Annotated in this window: 13 protein-coding genes; 7 read left to right on the top strand and 6 right to left on the bottom strand. The window is 69.6% G+C overall.

What is annotated here, in order from left to right:
- Positions 1–3: 3 nt before the first annotated feature.
- Positions 4–1,482, bottom strand: coding sequence for a cellulose binding domain-containing protein (locus OG219_RS38955; protein ID WP_266834729.1), 1,479 nt, complete (start codon positions 1,480–1,482; stop codon positions 4–6).
- 254 nt (positions 1,483–1,736) lie between these two features.
- On the opposite strand from OG219_RS38955, the gene OG219_RS38950 reads away from it, so the two are divergent.
- Positions 1,737–4,652 carry a glycoside hydrolase family 48 protein gene (locus tag OG219_RS38950; protein ID WP_266834726.1) on the top strand — a complete coding sequence of 972 codons (2,916 nt, stop codon included), beginning with the start codon at positions 1,737–1,739 and terminating at the stop codon, positions 4,650–4,652.
- A 258-nt stretch (positions 4,653–4,910) separates the two neighbouring features.
- Entirely contained in the window at positions 4,911–7,562 is a 2,652-nt protein-coding gene (locus OG219_RS38945; protein WP_266834724.1) for a cellulose binding domain-containing protein, read from the top strand.
- 45 nt (positions 7,563–7,607) lie between these two features.
- Here the strand turns inward: OG219_RS38945 and OG219_RS38940 are convergent, their stop codons facing one another.
- Both OG219_RS38940 and OG219_RS38935 read right to left on the bottom strand, forming a co-directional pair.
- A complete protein-coding gene (locus tag OG219_RS38940; RefSeq protein ID WP_323183324.1) occupies positions 7,608–9,491 on the bottom strand; it encodes a rhamnogalacturonan lyase in 1,884 nt (627 codons plus the stop codon).
- Positions 9,492–9,530: 39 nt separating this feature from the next.
- The gene (locus OG219_RS38935) at positions 9,531–10,499 is read right to left on the bottom strand and encodes a YafY family protein (RefSeq protein ID WP_266834722.1); all 969 of its coding nucleotides are present in this window, start codon (positions 10,497–10,499) and stop codon (positions 9,531–9,533) included.
- Positions 10,500–10,561: 62 nt separating this feature from the next.
- On the opposite strand from OG219_RS38935, the gene OG219_RS38930 reads away from it, so the two are divergent.
- The gene (locus OG219_RS38930; RefSeq protein WP_266834720.1) at positions 10,562–11,041 is read left to right on the top strand and encodes a hypothetical protein; all 480 of its coding nucleotides are present in this window, start codon (positions 10,562–10,564) and stop codon (positions 11,039–11,041) included.
- On the top strand, positions 11,038–11,511 hold the full coding sequence (locus OG219_RS38925; protein ID WP_266834718.1) for a hypothetical protein: 474 nt from the start codon (positions 11,038–11,040) through the stop codon (positions 11,509–11,511). Before OG219_RS38930 ends, OG219_RS38925 begins: the two co-directional genes overlap by 4 nt.
- On the opposite strand, the gene OG219_RS38920 is transcribed toward OG219_RS38925, so the two are convergent.
- The 3 genes from OG219_RS38920 to OG219_RS38910 all read right to left on the bottom strand — a co-directional run bounded on the left by OG219_RS38920 (position 11,486) and on the right by OG219_RS38910 (position 13,677).
- A complete protein-coding gene (locus tag OG219_RS38920; RefSeq protein WP_266834716.1) occupies positions 11,486–12,214 on the bottom strand; it encodes a class I SAM-dependent methyltransferase in 729 nt (242 codons plus the stop codon). The two genes, OG219_RS38925 and OG219_RS38920, sit on opposite strands and share 26 nt — an antisense overlap.
- A 5-nt stretch (positions 12,215–12,219) precedes the next feature.
- Positions 12,220–12,525 (bottom strand): 4a-hydroxytetrahydrobiopterin dehydratase, encoded by a 306-nt coding sequence (locus OG219_RS38915; protein ID WP_266834714.1) that lies wholly within the window; start codon positions 12,523–12,525, stop codon positions 12,220–12,222.
- An 84-nt stretch (positions 12,526–12,609) separates the two neighbouring features.
- Complete coding sequence (locus OG219_RS38910) at positions 12,610–13,677, bottom strand: ADP-ribosylglycohydrolase family protein (RefSeq protein ID WP_266836381.1); 1,068 nt, start codon at positions 13,675–13,677, stop codon at positions 12,610–12,612.
- 36 nt (positions 13,678–13,713) lie between these two features.
- On the opposite strand from OG219_RS38910, the gene OG219_RS38905 reads away from it, so the two are divergent.
- The 3 genes from OG219_RS38905 to OG219_RS38895 all read left to right on the top strand — a co-directional run bounded on the left by OG219_RS38905 (position 13,714) and on the right by OG219_RS38895 (position 16,416).
- The gene (locus OG219_RS38905; RefSeq protein WP_266834712.1) at positions 13,714–14,544 is read left to right on the top strand and encodes a helix-turn-helix domain-containing protein; all 831 of its coding nucleotides are present in this window, start codon (positions 13,714–13,716) and stop codon (positions 14,542–14,544) included.
- 91 nt (positions 14,545–14,635) lie between these two features.
- Positions 14,636–15,499: a helix-turn-helix transcriptional regulator gene (locus tag OG219_RS38900; RefSeq protein ID WP_266834710.1), complete on the top strand. Its 864-nt coding sequence runs from the start codon at positions 14,636–14,638 to the stop codon at positions 15,497–15,499.
- Positions 15,500–15,600: 101 nt separating this feature from the next.
- Positions 15,601–16,416 (top strand): SAM-dependent methyltransferase, encoded by an 816-nt coding sequence (locus tag OG219_RS38895; protein ID WP_266834708.1) that lies wholly within the window; start codon positions 15,601–15,603, stop codon positions 16,414–16,416.
- The last annotated feature ends 8 nt before the right edge of the window (positions 16,417–16,424 follow it).

Genomic DNA, 16,424 nt, shown 5'->3' with positions numbered 1-16,424 from the left:
CGCTTATCCGTTGAGGGCGAGGAGGTGGTCGCGCAGCCCGATGCCGAACGGCGTGGGAGTGCCGTCGTAGTTGGAGATCAGGGCAGGGCCGGAGGAGCAGTCCCAGGTGTTCCAGGTCCAGCCGAGGTAGGAGAGACCTCGCGCGTCGAACCACGCCATGACGCGGTCGATGAAGGAGTGTGCGCAGGTGTTCTCGCCGATCTCGCCTGCCACCAGGGGGACTTGGGCTGCGACGGGGGCGAGCGTGGTGTCCCAGCAGCTCTCGCTGGAGCAGGTGTTGAAGTTGTAGACGTGCCAGGCGGCGACGAGATTGCCCGTCGGGTCGCTGGGTCTGTACGTCAGCCACTGGCTCAGGTCGTTCGAGTACGCGAGCCCGCCGGCCAGGATCAGGTTCTGGGCGCCGGTGCCCCGTACCGCGTCGACGAGGTCCTGCATTCCGGCGACCTCGTAGCCGATGCCGGGGCAGTTGCCGCCGTCCCGCCAGCAGGTCCATGCCTGGGTGACGGTGGAGGTCGCGCGGTCCGGGTAGGGCTCGTTGAACAGGTCGAACGCGACGGCCCTGTCGTCCTTGAAGGTGCCGGCGACGGAGGCCCAGAAGGACGGCGTGTACTGGGCGTTCGGCATCGGTTTCTGGCAGCTGGCGTGCACGTCCGAGCAGCCCGCGGAGTTGCCGGTGTACTGGCCGTAGGACCAGTGCAGTTCGAGCATCGGTGTCATGCCGTGCGCCTCGACCTTCGCCACCAGGTCCTTGACGGCGGCGATGTAGTTGGCGCCGGCGTACTCGGGCTTGATGTTGGACAGGCCGAGCCAGCACTCCTCGTTCAGCGGAATGCGGACCGTGTTGGCGTTCCAGTCGGCGATGGCTTTCACCGAGGCGTCGTCGACCGGCCCGTCGAAGATGCCGTAGCCCTGGACGCACATGTACTCGCCGCCGGAGCGGTTGACGCCGAGGAGTCTGCGGGTGGCGCCGTCCGCGTCGAGGAGTCTGTTGCCCGAGACGTGCAGTTCGGGCGCCTCGCCGGTGGCGGGCGGTGGTTCGGTCGGGGTGGGCGTGGGCGACGGCTCGGCGTCCACGTTGCACGTCGTTCCGTTGAGCTTGAACGATGTCGGTACGGCGTTGCTCCCCGACCACGAGGCGAGGAATCCGGCGCTGACACTGGCCCCTGTGCCCAGCGAACCGTTCCAGCTCTCGTTGGCGGCGGTGACCGTCGTACCGGACTGGGACCACTTGGCGTTCCAGCCCTGGGTGACCTTCTGACCACCTGCGAAGTCGAATCCGAGGGTCCAACCACTCAGCGCGGACATGTTGTTGGTGACTTTGACGGCGCCCTGGAAGCCGGTGTCCCACTGGCCGGTGACGGAGTACTCCACCGTGCACGCGGGTGCGGCTCCTGAAGCCGTGACGACCGGCGCGATCGCGGTGCCGATGAGGGCTGCCGCGGCGCCGAGAACCACAATGCCTAATCGCGGGGGATGTCTCATGAAGCGAGTCCTTGCAGCTCGGACGCGTCGTGACGGACGCGTCGACTGATGGAACCGCTCCCACTGGTGCGGATGAAGCTAGCGCCAAGTGACGGTGAAGGACAGAGCAGTTGCACTGTTGATCAATCGAATCATTTCGACTCTTCAAGCACCTTGACCCCCCTCACCCCTCTCATCAATATGGGAGCGCTCCCACTGGTTCAAGGCTTGTTGCTCCTCCCCCCCTTCTCCGAGCCGCAAGGAGGAACCAGCACATGCATCCCAGACGGAGACGTCACACCGCGCGGCGGCTGTGGACGGCTGTCGTGGCGGCCCTCGCCCTTCCGCTGACCACACTCGCGACCGGTTCAACTCCCGCCCATGCTGCGGCAGTTCAGTGCAGCGTCGACTACAGGACCAACGACTGGGGATCCGGCTTCACCGCGGATCTGACGATCACCAACCGGGGTACGGACGCGATCAGCGGCTGGACCCTGACGTACGGCTACGCGGGCAACCAGACCCTCACCAACGGCTGGAACGGCACCTGGTCCCAGTCCGGCAGGACGGTCAGCGTGCAGAACGCCTCCTGGAACGGCACGATCGCCGCCGGGGCCGCCGTCACCACCGGCGCGCAGTTCACGTACAGCGGCACGAACACCGCCCCGACCTCCTTCGCGGTCAACGGCACCACCTGCGCCGGCGCGCACCAGCCGCCGGTCACCGTGCTGACCAGCCCGGCTCCGGGCGCCGTCTACACCCAGGGCAACACGGTCCCGCTGGCCGCGACGGCGGCGGCGGCCGACAGCGCGACCATCAGCAGGATCGAGTTCTACGACGACACGACCCTGCTCGGCACGGACACCAGCTCGCCCTACACGCTGTCGGTCAACACCTTGACCGTCGGCAGCCACTCCCTGGTCGCGAAGGCGTACGACAGTCTTGGCGCGTCGGCGGACTCCACACCGGTCGGCATCACGGTCGCCTCGGGTCCCGCCGTGGTGGCCTCGCCGGGTCAACTCGGTGTCCAGCAGGGCCAGTCGGGCACCTTCGACGTGAAGCTGTCGACGCAGCCGAGCGCGAACGCGACCGTCTCCGTGGCCCGCACCGCAGGCAACACGGGTCTGTCCGTCACCGGCGGCGCGTCGCTCACCTTCACGCCGTCCAACTGGAACACGGCGCAGCGGGTGACCATCACCGCCGACGCCTCAGGCACCGGTTCGGCGACCTTCACGGCGTCCGCGACCGGCCATGCCCCGGCCACGGTCACCGTGACGGAGCTGGCCGCCTCGAAGGCGTACGACGCCCGTTTCCTGGACCTCTACGGCAAGATCACCAACCCTGCGAACGGCTACTTCTCCCCCGAGGGCATCCCCTACCACTCGGTGGAGACGCTGATCGTCGAGGCGCCGGACCAGGGCCATGAGACGACCTCGGAGGCGTACAGCTATCTGATCTGGCTGCAGGCGATGTACGGGAAGGTCACCGGCGACTGGTCCAAGTTCAACGCCGCGTGGACGACCATGGAGACGTACATGATCCCCACGCACGCCGACCAGCCGACGAACTCCTTCTACAACGCCTCGAAGCCGGCGACGTACGCACCCGAGTACGACACCCCGAACCAGTACCCGGCGCAGCTCGACACCGGAGTGTCGGTCGGTCCCGACCCGATCGCCGCCGAGCTGAAGAGCGCGTACGGCACGGACGACGTGTACGGGATGCACTGGCTCCAGGACGTCGACAACGTCTACGGCTACGGCAACTCGCCCGGCAAGTGCGAGGCGGGGCCGACGGACACCGGTCCCTCGTACATCAACACCTTCCAGCGCGGCCCGCAGGAGTCGGTGTGGGAGACGGTCCCGCAGCCCACCTGTGATGCCTTCAAGTACGGCGGTACGAACGGGTACTTGGACCTCTTCACCGGGGACGCCTCGTACGCGAAGCAGTGGAAGTTCACCAACGCGCCGGACGCCGACGCGCGGGCCGTGCAGGCCGCGTACTGGGCGGATGTGTGGGCCGAGCAGCAGGGCAAGGGCGCCGATGTCTCGGCGACCGTGGGCAAGGCGGCGAAGATGGGCGACTATCTGCGCTACTCGATGTACGACAAGTACTTCAAGAAAATAGGGAGTTGTGTCGGACCTTCGACCTGCCCGGCCGGTACCGGCAAGGACGCCTCGCACTATCTGATGTCCTGGTACTACGCCTGGGGCGGCGCCACGGACACCTCGGCGGGCTGGGCCTGGCGCATCGGCTCCAGCCACACCCACGGCGGCTACCAGAACCCCCTGGCGGCGTACGCGCTCAGCTCGTACGCCGACCTCAAGCCCAAGTCCTCGACCGGGCAGGCGGATTGGGCGACCTCACTCGGCCGACAGCTGGAGTTCTACCGCTGGCTGCAGTCGAACGAGGGCGCCATCGCGGGCGGCGCGACCAACAGCTGGGCGGGCCGTTACGCGACTCCTCCGGCCGGGACGCCGACCTTCTACGGCATGTACTACGACGAGAAGCCCGTCTACCACGACCCGCCGTCCAACCAGTGGTTCGGCTTCCAGGCGTGGTCCATGGAGCGCGTCGCCGAGTACTACCAGCAGACGGGGAACGCGAGCGCGAAGGCGGTCCTCGACAAGTGGGTCGACTGGGCGCTGTCCAAGACCACGATCAACCCGGACGGCACCTACCTGATCCCCTCCACCCTCCAGTGGTCCGGCACCCCGGACACCTGGAACGCGTCAAGTCCCGGCGCCAACAGCGGACTTCATGTCACCGTCGCCGACTACACGAACGACGTCGGCGTGGCGGCCGCGTACGCCAAGACCCTGACGTACTACGCCGACAGGTCCGGTGACACGCAGGCCGCGACGACGGCGAAGGCACTGCTCGACGGCATGTGGGGCAACTACCAGGACGGTCTGGGTATTGCCGTCCCGGAGACCCGCGCCGACTACAACCGCTTCGACGACGGCGTGTACGTCCCGAGCGGCTGGAGCGGCACCATGCCGAACGGCGACGCGGTCAACTCGTCGTCGACCTTCGACTCGATCCGCTCCTTCTACGAGGACGACCCCGCGTGGTCGAAGATCGAGTCCTATCTGGCGGGCGGGGCCGCGCCCTCCTTCACGTACCACCGGTTCTGGGCCCAGGCGGACATAGCCCTCGCCATGGGCTCGTACGCGGAGCTCCTCGAATAGTCCCGCCGGGCGCTCCGCGGGTCGGGCCGTGTTTTGACTGCGGGTCCGTTGTGGCTGGTCGCGCAGTTCGCCGCGCCCCTGAAGGGGCGCTCCGCTACACGGTGTTTCCTCGGAACCGCCTGAAAGCTTCGCGTGCTCGGTCCCGTCACCTGACGACGGGGCCAACCGGCCGGGCGGCCCTCTCCCGCACTGAGGGCCGCCCGGCACTCTCGGCTCACGGAGAAAGCGCTTGCCCACACCCTCCGGAAAGGACCCCCCGTGCGAAGAACCCGCATCCTCACGGCGGTGCTGGCACTGGCGGCCGGTCTGCTCGCGGGCACGCCGCCCGCGCTGGCCACGCCCGCCCCCGCCAAGGCGGTCATCGCCGCCGACACGTACACCTGGAAGAACGCCCGGATCGACGGCGGCGGTTTCGTCCCCGGCATCGTCTTCAACCGCTCCGAGAAGAACCTCGCCTACGCCCGTACCGACATCGGCGGCGCCTACCGCTGGGTGGAGTCGTCGAAGACCTGGACGCCGCTGCTCGACTCGGTCGGCTGGAACGACTGGGGGCACACCGGGGTCGTCGGCCTCGCCTCCGACTCCGTCGACCCGGACAAGGTGTACGCGGCTGTCGGCACGTACACAAACAGCTGGGACCCGGGCAACGGTGCCGTGCTGCGCTCCGCCGACCGGGGCGCGAGCTGGCAGAAGGCGGACCTGCCCTTCAAGTTGGGCGGGAACATGCCGGGCCGTGGGATGGGCGAGCGTCTGGCCGTCGACCCGAACAGGAACAGCGTGCTGTATCTCGGCGCGCCCAGCGGCAAGGGGCTGTGGCGGTCGACGGACTCGGGCGTCTCGTGGTCCCAGGTCACCAGTTTCCCCAACGTCGGTAATTACGTGCAGGATCCGACCGACACCAGCGGCTACGCCTCCGACAACCAGGGCATCGTCTGGGTCACCTTCGACGAGTCGACCGGTTCGTCCGGGAGTGCCACACAGACCGTGTACGTCGGGGTCGCCGACAAGGACAACGCCGTGTACCGCTCGACGGACGCCGGCGCGACCTGGTCGCGGCTCCCCGGCCAGCCCACGGGCTATCTGGCCCACAAGGGCGTCCTTGACGCGACGAACGGCTATCTCTACCTCGCGTACAGCGACAAGGGCGGCCCCTACGACGGCGGCAAGGGCCGACTGTGGCGGTACGCGACAAGGACCGGGACCTGGACGGACATCAGCCCAGTCGCCGAGGCCGACACCTACTACGGCTTCAGCGGACTGACCGTCGACCGGCAGCATCCGGGCACCGTGATGGCCACGGCCTACAGCTCCTGGTGGCCGGACACCCAGCTCTTCCGGTCCACCGACAGCGGCGGCACCTGGACAAAGGCCTGGGACTACACCTCGTACCCCAATCGCTCGAACCGCTTCACGATGGACGGCTCTTCCGCGCCCTGGCTGACCTTCGGCGCGAACCCCTCACCGCCCGAGCAGTCCCCCAAACTCGGCTGGATGACCGAGGCGTTGGAGATCGACCCGTTCAACTCCGCCCGGATGATGTACGGAACGGGTGCGACGGTCTACGGCACGGAGAACCTGACGAACTGGGACAGCGGAAGCCAGTTCACCATCAAGCCGATGGTGCAGGGCCTGGAGGAGACGGCCGTCAACGACCTCGCCTCTCCCCCGTCCGGCGCCCCGCTGCTCAGCGCCCTCGGGGACATCGGCGGCTTCCGTCACACGGACCTCACCAAGGTCCCGCCGATGATGTACACCTCGCCGAACTTCACCTCGACGACGAGCCTCGACTACGCCGAGTCCACTCCGAGCACGGTGGTGCGGGTCGGCAATCTCGACTCGGGTCCGCACATCGCGTTCTCGACGGACAACGGTGCCAACTGGTTCGCGGGGACCGACCCTTCGGGGGTGAGCGGCGGCGGCACGGTCGCGTCCGCCTCGGACGGCAGCCGCTTCGTGTGGAGCCCGACCGGTACCGGCGTGCAGCACACGACCGGTTTCGGGACCTCGTGGTCGGCGTCGAGCGGTATCCCGGCCGGCGCGATCGTCGAGTCGGACCGGGTCGACCCGAAGACCTTCTACGGCTTCAAGTCGGGGACGTTCTACGTCAGTTCGGACGGCGGGGCGACCTTCACCGCCTCCGCCGCCGGTGGCCTGCCGAGCGGTGACAGCGTGCGCTTCAAGGCCCTGCCCGGCGTGAAGGGCGACGTGTGGCTGGCGGGCGGCGCGAGCGACGGCGCGTACGGGCTGTGGCACTCGACGGACGGCGGCGCGACCTTCGCCAAGTTGGCGGGCATCGACGAGGCCGACACCATCGGCTTCGGCAAGGCGGCCCCCGAAGCCTCGTACCAGACCCTCTACACGAGCGCGAAGATCGGCGGCGTACGCGGGATCTTCCGGTCGACGGACAAGGGCGCGAGCTGGACCCGGATCAACGACGATGCCCACCAGTGGGGTTGGACGGGCGCGGCCATCACCGGCGATCCGCGGGTGTACGGGCGCGTGTACGTGTCGACGAACGGGCGCGGGATCGTCTACGGCGACACGGCGGGCACCCCCGACGACGGTGGCGGAGGCGGTGGCGGCGGATCCGGGGCCTGCTCGGTGACGTACGGCATCACGAGCCAGTGGCCGGGTGGCTTCCAGGGCGACGTGAAACTGACCAACACCGGGACCAGTGCCTGGGACGGATGGTCGCTGAACTGGTCCTTCGTGGACGGGCAGCAGATCACGCAACTCTGGAACGCCGAGCACACACAGTCCGGCCCGGCCGTCACGGCGAAGAACGTGGGCTGGAACAGGAAGGTGGCGGCGGGTTCCTCGGTGAGTTTCGGGTTCACGGGGAGCTGGTCGGGGGCGAACGGCAAGCCGACCGCCTTCAGGCTGGGCGAGCAGAACTGCGCGGTGAGTTGAGCGGCGGAGGGCGCGTGCCGGGCTGGCACGCGCCCTCCTGTTCGGTTATGGCGTGTAGACCGCCGGGCGCGGCGCCGTCGCCATCCCGTTGCCGATGAAGAAGCTCGGGTGGGGCGGCTGGTTGTAGGCGGTGTTCTGCCAGGCCAGGCCCGTGCGGTACATCGTGTCGTGGAGCAGAGTGGTGATCTTCGTGCTGGTTTCGTTCGGGGTGGAGTAGATCCGCAAGGCCGTGTTGCCGGTCGTCGGCCAGACGACCTCCTCGCGCCAGTCGCCGAAGAGGTCGCCGGACAGGGACGGGGTGGCCTTGGTGCTGTTGTTGGAGTGGACCGAGGCGCCGGTCAGCAGGCGGGTGTCGGACGAGGTGCCGTACTTGTCGATGTGGGTGCCGTCGAGGAGTTCGCGGGTGGTGTCGCCGTCCCACCAGGACAGGAAGTTGACGGAGGACGGTTCGCGGGCCTTGGTGGCGCCGGACTCGTCGCGGATGGAGGTGTCGGAGGCCGACCACACCTCGGCGCCGTCGTTGCCGGCGTAGATGTCCCCGGCCACTCCCCTGCCGTTGTCGCAGCAGGCCGCAAGGCTCCAGTTCACGGTCCCGTTGGCCGGGTTGATGTACAACTCGGCCGGCTGACCGGTCGACTCCGACACCTTGAAGTACTCCAGGCCCGCGTGCGACGGGTCCAGGTCGCCCAGGTGCTGGGCGTCACCGTGCCCGGTCTTCGTGGTCCACAGCCCGTTGCCGTTGTCGTCGACGGCCATCGCCCCGTAGACGATCTCGTCCTTGCCGTCGCCGTCGACGTCGCCGACGGACAGGCTGTGCGAGCCCTGGCCGTCGAATCCCTTGCCGATGTTGGTGGAGGAGTTGGTGTCGAAGGTCCAGCGGCGCGTGAACGCCCCGTTCCGCCAGTCCCAGGCGGCGATCACGGTACGGGTGTAGTAGCCGCGCGCCATGATGAGCGAGGGCCGGGCGCCGTCCAGGTAGGCGGTGCCCGCGAGGAACCGGTCGACGCGGTTGCCGTACGAGTCGCCCCAGGAGGAGACCGTGCCGCGCGCCGGGACGTAGTCGACGGTGCCCATGGCGGCGCCCGTCTGCCCGTTGAACATGGTCAGGTACTCGGGTCCGGAGAGCACGTACCCGCTCGAGTTCCGGTAGTCGGCGGACGAACTGCCGATCACCGTGCCCCGGCCGTCCGTCGATCCGTCCGCCGTCTTCAGGGCGACCTCCGCCTTGCCGTCGCCGTCGTAGTCGTACACCTGGAACTGCGTGTAGTGCGCGCCCGAGCGGATGTTCCGGCCGAGGTCGATGCGCCACAGACGGGTGCCGTCGAGCTTGACGCCGTCGATGACCGTGTTGCCGGTGTAGCCGGACTGGGAGTTGTCCTTGGCGTTCGTCGGCTGCCACTTGAGGACGAAGTCGAGTGCGCCGTCGCCGTCGAGGTCTCCGACAGAGGCGTCGTTGGCCTCGTAGGTGTAGGCGACCCCGTCGGGGGTCGTGCCGCCCGCGGGCGGGGTGATGGGCACGTCCTTGTATCCGGTGCGGAACTGGATCGCGTGCACCGAGTCGCCCTGCTCGACACCGCCCACGACCGCGCGGACCGTGTAGTCGGCCGAGTTGGGCGCGCCGGAGTGGAAGTAGTTCGTGGAGCCGGTGATCGGGGCCGAGTTGACCTTCGTACCCGCGCGGTAGACGTTGAACGACACGTCGTTCGGGTCGGTGCCGAGCCAGCGCCAGCTGACGAGATTGCCGCTGCCGGTGTAGACGCTGACGACGCCCCGGTCGAGGGCTTCGACCTGGCGGGCGGTGGCGGCCTCGGCGGTGCCCGGGGTGAGCGCGGTGAGTCCGGCGGCGATCAGGGCTGCCGTGGCGATCACTGCGGAGAGGGCGATTCTGCGCCTGCTGTACGGGTGGGGATACGGATGCGGGTGCTGCACGTGACGTACCTCCTGAGAGGACGGACGGTTTCCGAACCCTCAGTCGTCGCCGCTCACCGCGGAGTTGCCGTATCTCTCGGCCAGTTCCACGGCCGTCCTGGCGATCCGCTCGCGCAGCTCGGCCGGTGCCAGGACCTCGATGTCCGTGCCCAGGCGCAGGAACTCGGCGTGCGCGTGGCCGATCGACTCGATGGGGACGGTGGCCTGAATCCAACCGTCCTTGTCCGGGCGGCCGTTGGCCTCGACCGCGCGGGCGGCCGGGCCGGCCAGCTGTACGCCTGGCGCGATGCGGACGAGGGCCTCGCCCTGGTGCAGGCGGTCGTGGAAGTCCCTCTGGTACGCGGTCCAGTAGGCGGCGAGACCGAAGTCCTCGGGGCGGGTGAACTCCTTGTCGGAGGCGGCCAGTTCGAGGATCTGGTCGACGCGGAACGTACGTGGTCCAGGGCCCGCGACGACATACCAACGGCCCGCTTTCAGGACGAGGCCGTACGGCTCCAGGCGGCGCTGCACGTCGGTGGGCTCGCGCCAGCGGCGGTAGCGGATGTACAGGACTCGGCTGTTCCAGACGGCGTCGGCGACGGCGGGCAGGTACGGGGTCTCGTCGGCGTCCGCGTACCAGCCGGGCGCGTCCAGGTGGAAGCGGCCGCTGATCCGGTCGGCGTGCGCGCGCAGCTCGCCCGGGAGTGCGGCGCGCACCTTCAGCTGGGCGGCGGCGAGGACCGAGCCGAGTCCGAGCTCGGCGGCGGGTCCTGGGACACCGGCGAGGAACAGGGCCTCGGCCTCTCCCTCGGTGAGCCCGGTGAGACGGAGGCGGTAGCCGTCCAGGAGCTGGTAGCCGCCCGCGTGCCCGGCGTCCCCGTACAGCGGCACGCCCGCCGTGTGCAGCGCGTCCACGTCCCGGTACACGGTCCGCACCGACACCTCCAGCTCCTCGGCGAGCTGGGCGGCGGTCATCCGTCCGCGGGTCTGCAGGAGCAGGAGGATCGAGACGAGCCGCGCTGATTTCACCTCGCCAGAATCCCAGACTCCACTGACAGAAGGTGTCAGTGGAGCGGGCCTAGCTTGCTCGTATGGCCTTCAGGGAGAAACTGCTGACCGTTCCGCCGCCGATCGAGGTGGCGGGCCGGCGGATCAAGCGCTACCACGTGACCACCGACCCGGCCGGCATCGCGCCCGACGTGGAGAAGGCGGCGTACGCGATGCTGCCCGAACTGCTCCCGGAGCCGGACGGCACGCCGCCCGCGACCTTCGTCGTGCTGCACCGGGGCGGCGACGACGGCGCCTACCTCAACGCATACAGCTGGGTGTGGGACAACGTCCTGCACTTCCGGGGCGCGTCGGCGGGCCAGCCGGTCCTCGGCTGCCCGGACCGGGACCCGACGCACTTCGTCACGCCCGACCTACCGTGGATCGGCTGCGTCTGGGAACTGCCGCCGATCCTGCACGAACGCGACGCCTGGGTACGGCACTTGCTCGCGCCCGAGGTACCCGACCTCGACGCCTACATCCGCGACACCCTCCCCGAGGGCACCACAGGAGACCGCTCATGAGCAGCGCGCACGACTTCGACTTCTTCCACGGCGAGTGGGACGTCCACAACCGCCGCCGCACCGACTTCCTCGACTCGGACAGCGACTGGGAGGAGTTCCCTGCCACGCACCGCTGTTGGAGCCTGTTCGACGGGGCCGCCAACATCGACGAGATGGAGGTGCCGGGTCAGGGCTGGACGGGTCTCACCCTGCGGCTCTTCGACCCCTCGGCGGGCGAGTGGTCGCTGAACTGGTCCACCAGCCGCACCGGGAGGCTGTTCCCTCCGGTGACCGGACGGTTCGGGCCCGACGGGCGGGGCGAGTTCTTCGGGGACGACACGCACGACGGCAAGGACGTACGGGTGCGGTACGTGTGGTCGGGGATCTCCGACACCACGGCGCGCTGGGAGCAGGCCTTCTCCGTGGACGGGGAGAGGACGTGGGTGACCAACTGGGTCATGGACTTCACGCGGAGGGCTTCGGTTTCCTGAAGGCCAACAGGGTGAACTCCGGGTCGGGGCGGGGCCTTTCGGGGTCCGGCAGCGACTCGATGCGCTCGGCGAGAGCGGCGCCTCCGGCCGCGTAGGCCTTCCCGTCGCGGATGTGGCGGGCGAGGCGGCGCGGTATCCGTCCCTGGCCGTGTCCCCGGAAGCGGGCCGTGCCGCCCGGGAGCAGGCCGTGTTCGGCGGCCCGCGCGGTGACGACCGTGGCCCCGTCCGTGGCGGACCACTTGAGGTAGGGCGCGGCCAGTGCGTCGATGTCGCTGCCCACATGGTGCGCGGCGTCCTTGTCGACGGTCGTGACGAGAACGCCGCCGGGGCGCAGGACCCGTGCGGCCTCGGCGACGACGGATGCCGCGTCGTCCAGCAGGTGCAGCAGCCAGATGACCGACACGGCGTCGAACGAGCCGTCCTGGAAAGGGAGTCGGCGGCTGTCGGCGAGGACCACGGTGCCCGGCAGCCTCTTGGCGGCCATGCGTGCCATCCCGTACGAGGTGTCCGCTCCCGCCACCCGCAGCCCCGGCCGCCCCGCGGCGAGCAGCCGGGTGACAAGGCCCGTGCCGCACGCGATGTCGAGCAGGCTCCGCGCCTCCTCGGGAACCAGCCCGAGCACGGACTGCGCAGCCGCCGCGGCCCGGGGTTCACCGCCCCGCGTGGCGTCGTACTCGCCAGCTTCCTTGTCGTAGTCCAGCACGGAGTTCAGCTTGCACCATGCCCCGGGGCCAGGTCCTCCACCCTGCGGGCGAGCGTGAAGTCGAGCTCGGTGACCGCGCCGCCGACGCTGTGCGTGTTCACGGTGAGGGAGACGCTGTTGTAGCCGAGGGTGAGGTCGGAGTGGTGGTCCAGTTCGTCCTGCACCTGGGCGATGTGCACGACGAGCGCGGTCGCCGCGAAGTGCGAACCGAGCCGGTAGGTGCGGGCGAGCCGGTCGCCTTCCAGGGACCAGCCCGGCAGGTCCGCCAGCTGATCCTCGATCTCCTTCTGCGACAGCGGTTCGACGGGCATGACCTGGCTCCATTCGTACGACGACGGGTGCGCGAGGGCTGTTTCTCAGCCTGCCACAGTCCCCTCGGCTCGGCTCCGGGTGACTCAGCGCCGTACGCACTCCGCCGCGAATTCGTCCGCCAGGACGGTGATGGTGGCGCGCCCCTCGATGCGCTCCAGCCACTCCTGCGGGAGCCCGTGGTCTCCGTGCCGGGCTCCGAGGAGATTGCCGCAGATGGAGCCGGTGGAGTCGCTGTCCCCGGAGTGGTTGACGGAGAGGAGGAGGGCCTCGGTCACGTCGGGGGTGGCGAGGGCGCTGTAGACGCCCATGGCCAGGGCCTCCTCGGCGATCCAGCCGGCGCCCAGGGACTCGAGCTTCTCGGCGGTCGGGGCGCCTTCGGAGGCCAGGTCGAGGGCCCTGGTCAGGGCGGCGGTGGTCTCCTCGTGCCCGGGGTGGCGGGCCAGCAGCCGCAGGGCGCGCAGCACGGCGCTCTCCAGGGACTCCCCGGCGACCAGACGGACGACGATCGCGGCGAGCGCTCCGGCGGCGTAGTACCCGGTGGGGTGACCGTGGGTCATCCGGGCGCACCGCGCGGCCATCCCGAAGGCGAAGTCGTCGGAGGCGGGGGTCAGCCCGAAGGGTGCCGAGCGCATCACCGTCCCGCACCCCTTGGAGCCGGGGTTGACGGGTCCGGGCAGGCCGAGCTCGGTCATCGGGTCGGGCACGTGGTCCTGCTCCTTCAGCCCGGAGAGGCAGGCGTTGCCGGGCGCCCGGCGTGCGTACAGCCAGCTCTGCGCGGCGAGCCCCCCGTGGACGTCCGCGGCGGGCCCGGACCGCGTCTGCGTGTCCAGCCACCGTCCGTACGCCCACCGCACCAGCCGCGGCCAGCCGCCCCCGATGCCCTTGAGCCGTTCACGCGCGTGCGCCTGCTGGAGGCCCTCCACCGTGAACAGGGTCATCTGCGTGTCGTCGCTGACGCGCCCCACGACCCCGTCGCCGTCGGGGACCAGGCCGGTCACCCCGCGGGGCCCGTGCGCCGCGCGGATCCGGTCCAGCGAGTCGAACTCGATCGGGTAGCCGAGCGCGTCGCCGATCGCCCCGCCCAGCAGACAGCCCCGTACCCGTGCCCGGTAGACCGCCTCGGCCTCCCAGCCCAGCCGCCCGTTCCACATGTCGTTCACACACCGCTCCTCGACTACCGTCCTCGTATGAGCATTGTCGCGTCCGGTGCCTCCGCGCTCCCAAGTGCCCCCGACGGCAAGGGCGTCGGCCCGCTGCTGCGCGGCTGGCGGGAGCAGCGGCGGGTGAGTCAGCTGGAGCTGGCGCTGCGGGCCGGTTCGTCGGCCCGGCACATCAGCTTCATCGAGACGGGCCGCTCCCGGCCGAGCGAGGAGATGGTGCTGCGCCTCGCCGAGCACCTGGAGGTCCCCGTCCGGGAACGCAACGCTCTGCTGCTCGCCGCCGGCTACGCGCCCCACTACCCGGAGACCCCGCTCGACGATCCGGCGATGGACGCCCTGCGCGAGGGCATGGAGCGGCTGATCCAGGGCTACGAGCCGTATCCGGCGCTGGTGGTCGACGCCACGTACAACGTCCTCGCCGCGAACCGCGGCATCGCCATGCTCCTGGACGGCATCCCCGAAGCCCTTCTCGCGCCCCCGCTGAACGCGATGCGCCTCACCCTGCACCCCGAGGGCATGGCTCCGCGCATCCGCAATCACCGCGCCTGGCGCGACCATCTGCTCGAGCAGATGGACCGGCAGATCGCCCTGCGCCGCTCGGAACCGCTGCGCGCCCTGTACGAGGAGGTGGCCGCGTACCCGGTCCCGGACCCCACCCCGGAGGACCAGCCCCTCGACGCCGTCCCCTACTTCGCGCTCCCGATGCGCATCGAGCACGACGGCCGGGTCCTGTCCTTCATCTCGTCCATCTCGACCTTCAACACCCCGATGGACGTGACGGTCTCCGAGCTGGCCATCGAGACGTTTCTCCCGGCGGACCCGGCGACGGCCAAGTACCTTCAGAATCTGCGTTCTTGACCTGAGGCAAGGGTGACCCGGCCGACCCTGTGAGGGTCGTGGGGGAACATGACACACTGCGCGTGTACTTAGGCGCGTGGGGAGGCGTGGCGTGAGTGAGCGGCGGGCTGCGCCCACCGTAGGGCAGGTGGTTCTGGGGCGGCGGCTCCAGGAGTTGCGGGAGACCGCGGGGCTGAAGCGGGAAGAGGCCGCGCGTGTGCTGCGCGTTGCCCCGGCGACGGTGCGGCGGATGGAGATGGCGGAGGTCGCCCTCAAGATTCCGTACGTGCAGGTGCTGTTGACGACCTACGGCGTGGCCGAGGACGAGGTGGCCGCGTTCGTCGGGCTGGCCGAGGAGGCCAACCGGCCGGGGTGGTGGCAGCGGTTCCACGATGTGCTGCCGGAGTGGTTCAGCATGCACGTCAGCCTGGAGGGCGCCGCCCAGCTGATCCGCTCGTACGAACCGCACTTCATTCCCGGACTGCTGCAGACGGAGGAGTACGCGCGGGCTGTGCTGGAGGCCGGGACGGTCGGGCAGACGGGTCCCGAGGCCATCGAGCGGCATGTGGCGCTGCGCATGAACCGGCAGAAGCTGCTGACCCGCGAGAACGCGCCCCACCTCTGGGTGATCATGGACGAGACGGCGCTGCGGCGCCCCGTGAGCATCGACAGCAAGGTCATGCGCGACCAGATCGACCGGCTCCTGGAAGCCGTCGAGCACGATCACATCACGCTCCAGGTCGCCGAGTTCGAGAACGGCCCGCACCCGGGGACGTACACGTCCTTCGCGCTGTTCCGTTTCGCGGAGCCGGAGCTGCCCGACATGGTCTACAGCGAGTACGTGACCGGTGCCCTCTATCTCGACTCGCGCGCCGAGGTGGCCCTGCACCTGGAAGTCCTGGACCACATGTCGGCCCACGCGGCGTCCGCGCAGCGCACCAAGGAGATCCTCCAGGAGTTCCGGACGAGCTTCTGAGCCGCGGAGACGTACGCCGTCGAAGCCTTGAAGACATTCGCAGATACTCGCCAGCCATTCGCAGACATTCGAGGGTCCTGAAAACACCGAGGAGCATCGCTGTGACCGGAAGTGACGCCGCGCCCACCCGTATCGACACCAGCCGTCCTCATCCGGCCCGTGTCTACGACTGGTGGCTGGGCGGCAAGGACAACTACCCGGTGGACGAGGAACTGGCCCGCAAGATCGTCGCCACGGACGAGGCCGCGGTGCGCAGCGCACGCTCCAATCGCCGGTTCATGCACCGTGCCACCCGTGTCGCCGCGCAGGCCGGGATACACCAGTTCCTGGACGTGGGCACCGGCATACCCACCGAGCCCAACCTCCACCAGGTCGCCCAGGAGATCGTCCCGGAGGCGAAGGTGGTGTACGCCGACAACGACCCGATCGTCCTGCGGCATGCCGAGGCGCTGCTGCGCGGCACCGCGGAGGGCACCACCGAATACGTGCACGCCGACTTCCGCAACCCCGACACCATCCTGCGCCTGGCCGCCGAGCACCTCGATTTCGACCGGCCCGTCGCGCTTTCGCTGGTCGCGCTCACCCACTACCTCGACGACGCCCCCGACGGCGACGACGTGTACGGCCTGCTCGACCGGTACGTCACCGCGCTCGCGCCCGGCAGCTTCGTGATCCTCTCCCAGGTCACCCCTGACCTCAGCGCCGAGACCATCGCGAAGGTCGCGGGACTCTTCCGGGCGAGCGGCACCCCCTTCCATCCCCGCACCCACGCCGAGTTCTCCCGCTTCCTCGACGGCCTGGAGCTGCTGGAACCGGGCGTGGTTCCGGCCGTCGACTGGCGGCCTGGACCCGAGGACGTGGCCGCGAAGGCCGAGGGAATCGTGCCGCTGTACGCGGCGGTGGCCCGCAAGCCCTGACCCGTCAG

Source organism: Streptomyces sp. NBC_00038, assembly GCF_026343635.1.
Taxonomy (GTDB): Bacteria; Actinomycetota; Actinomycetes; order Streptomycetales; family Streptomycetaceae; genus Streptomyces.
Note: the sequence above shows the minus strand (reverse complement) of the source record. Positions and strands in the feature narration are given on the sequence as shown.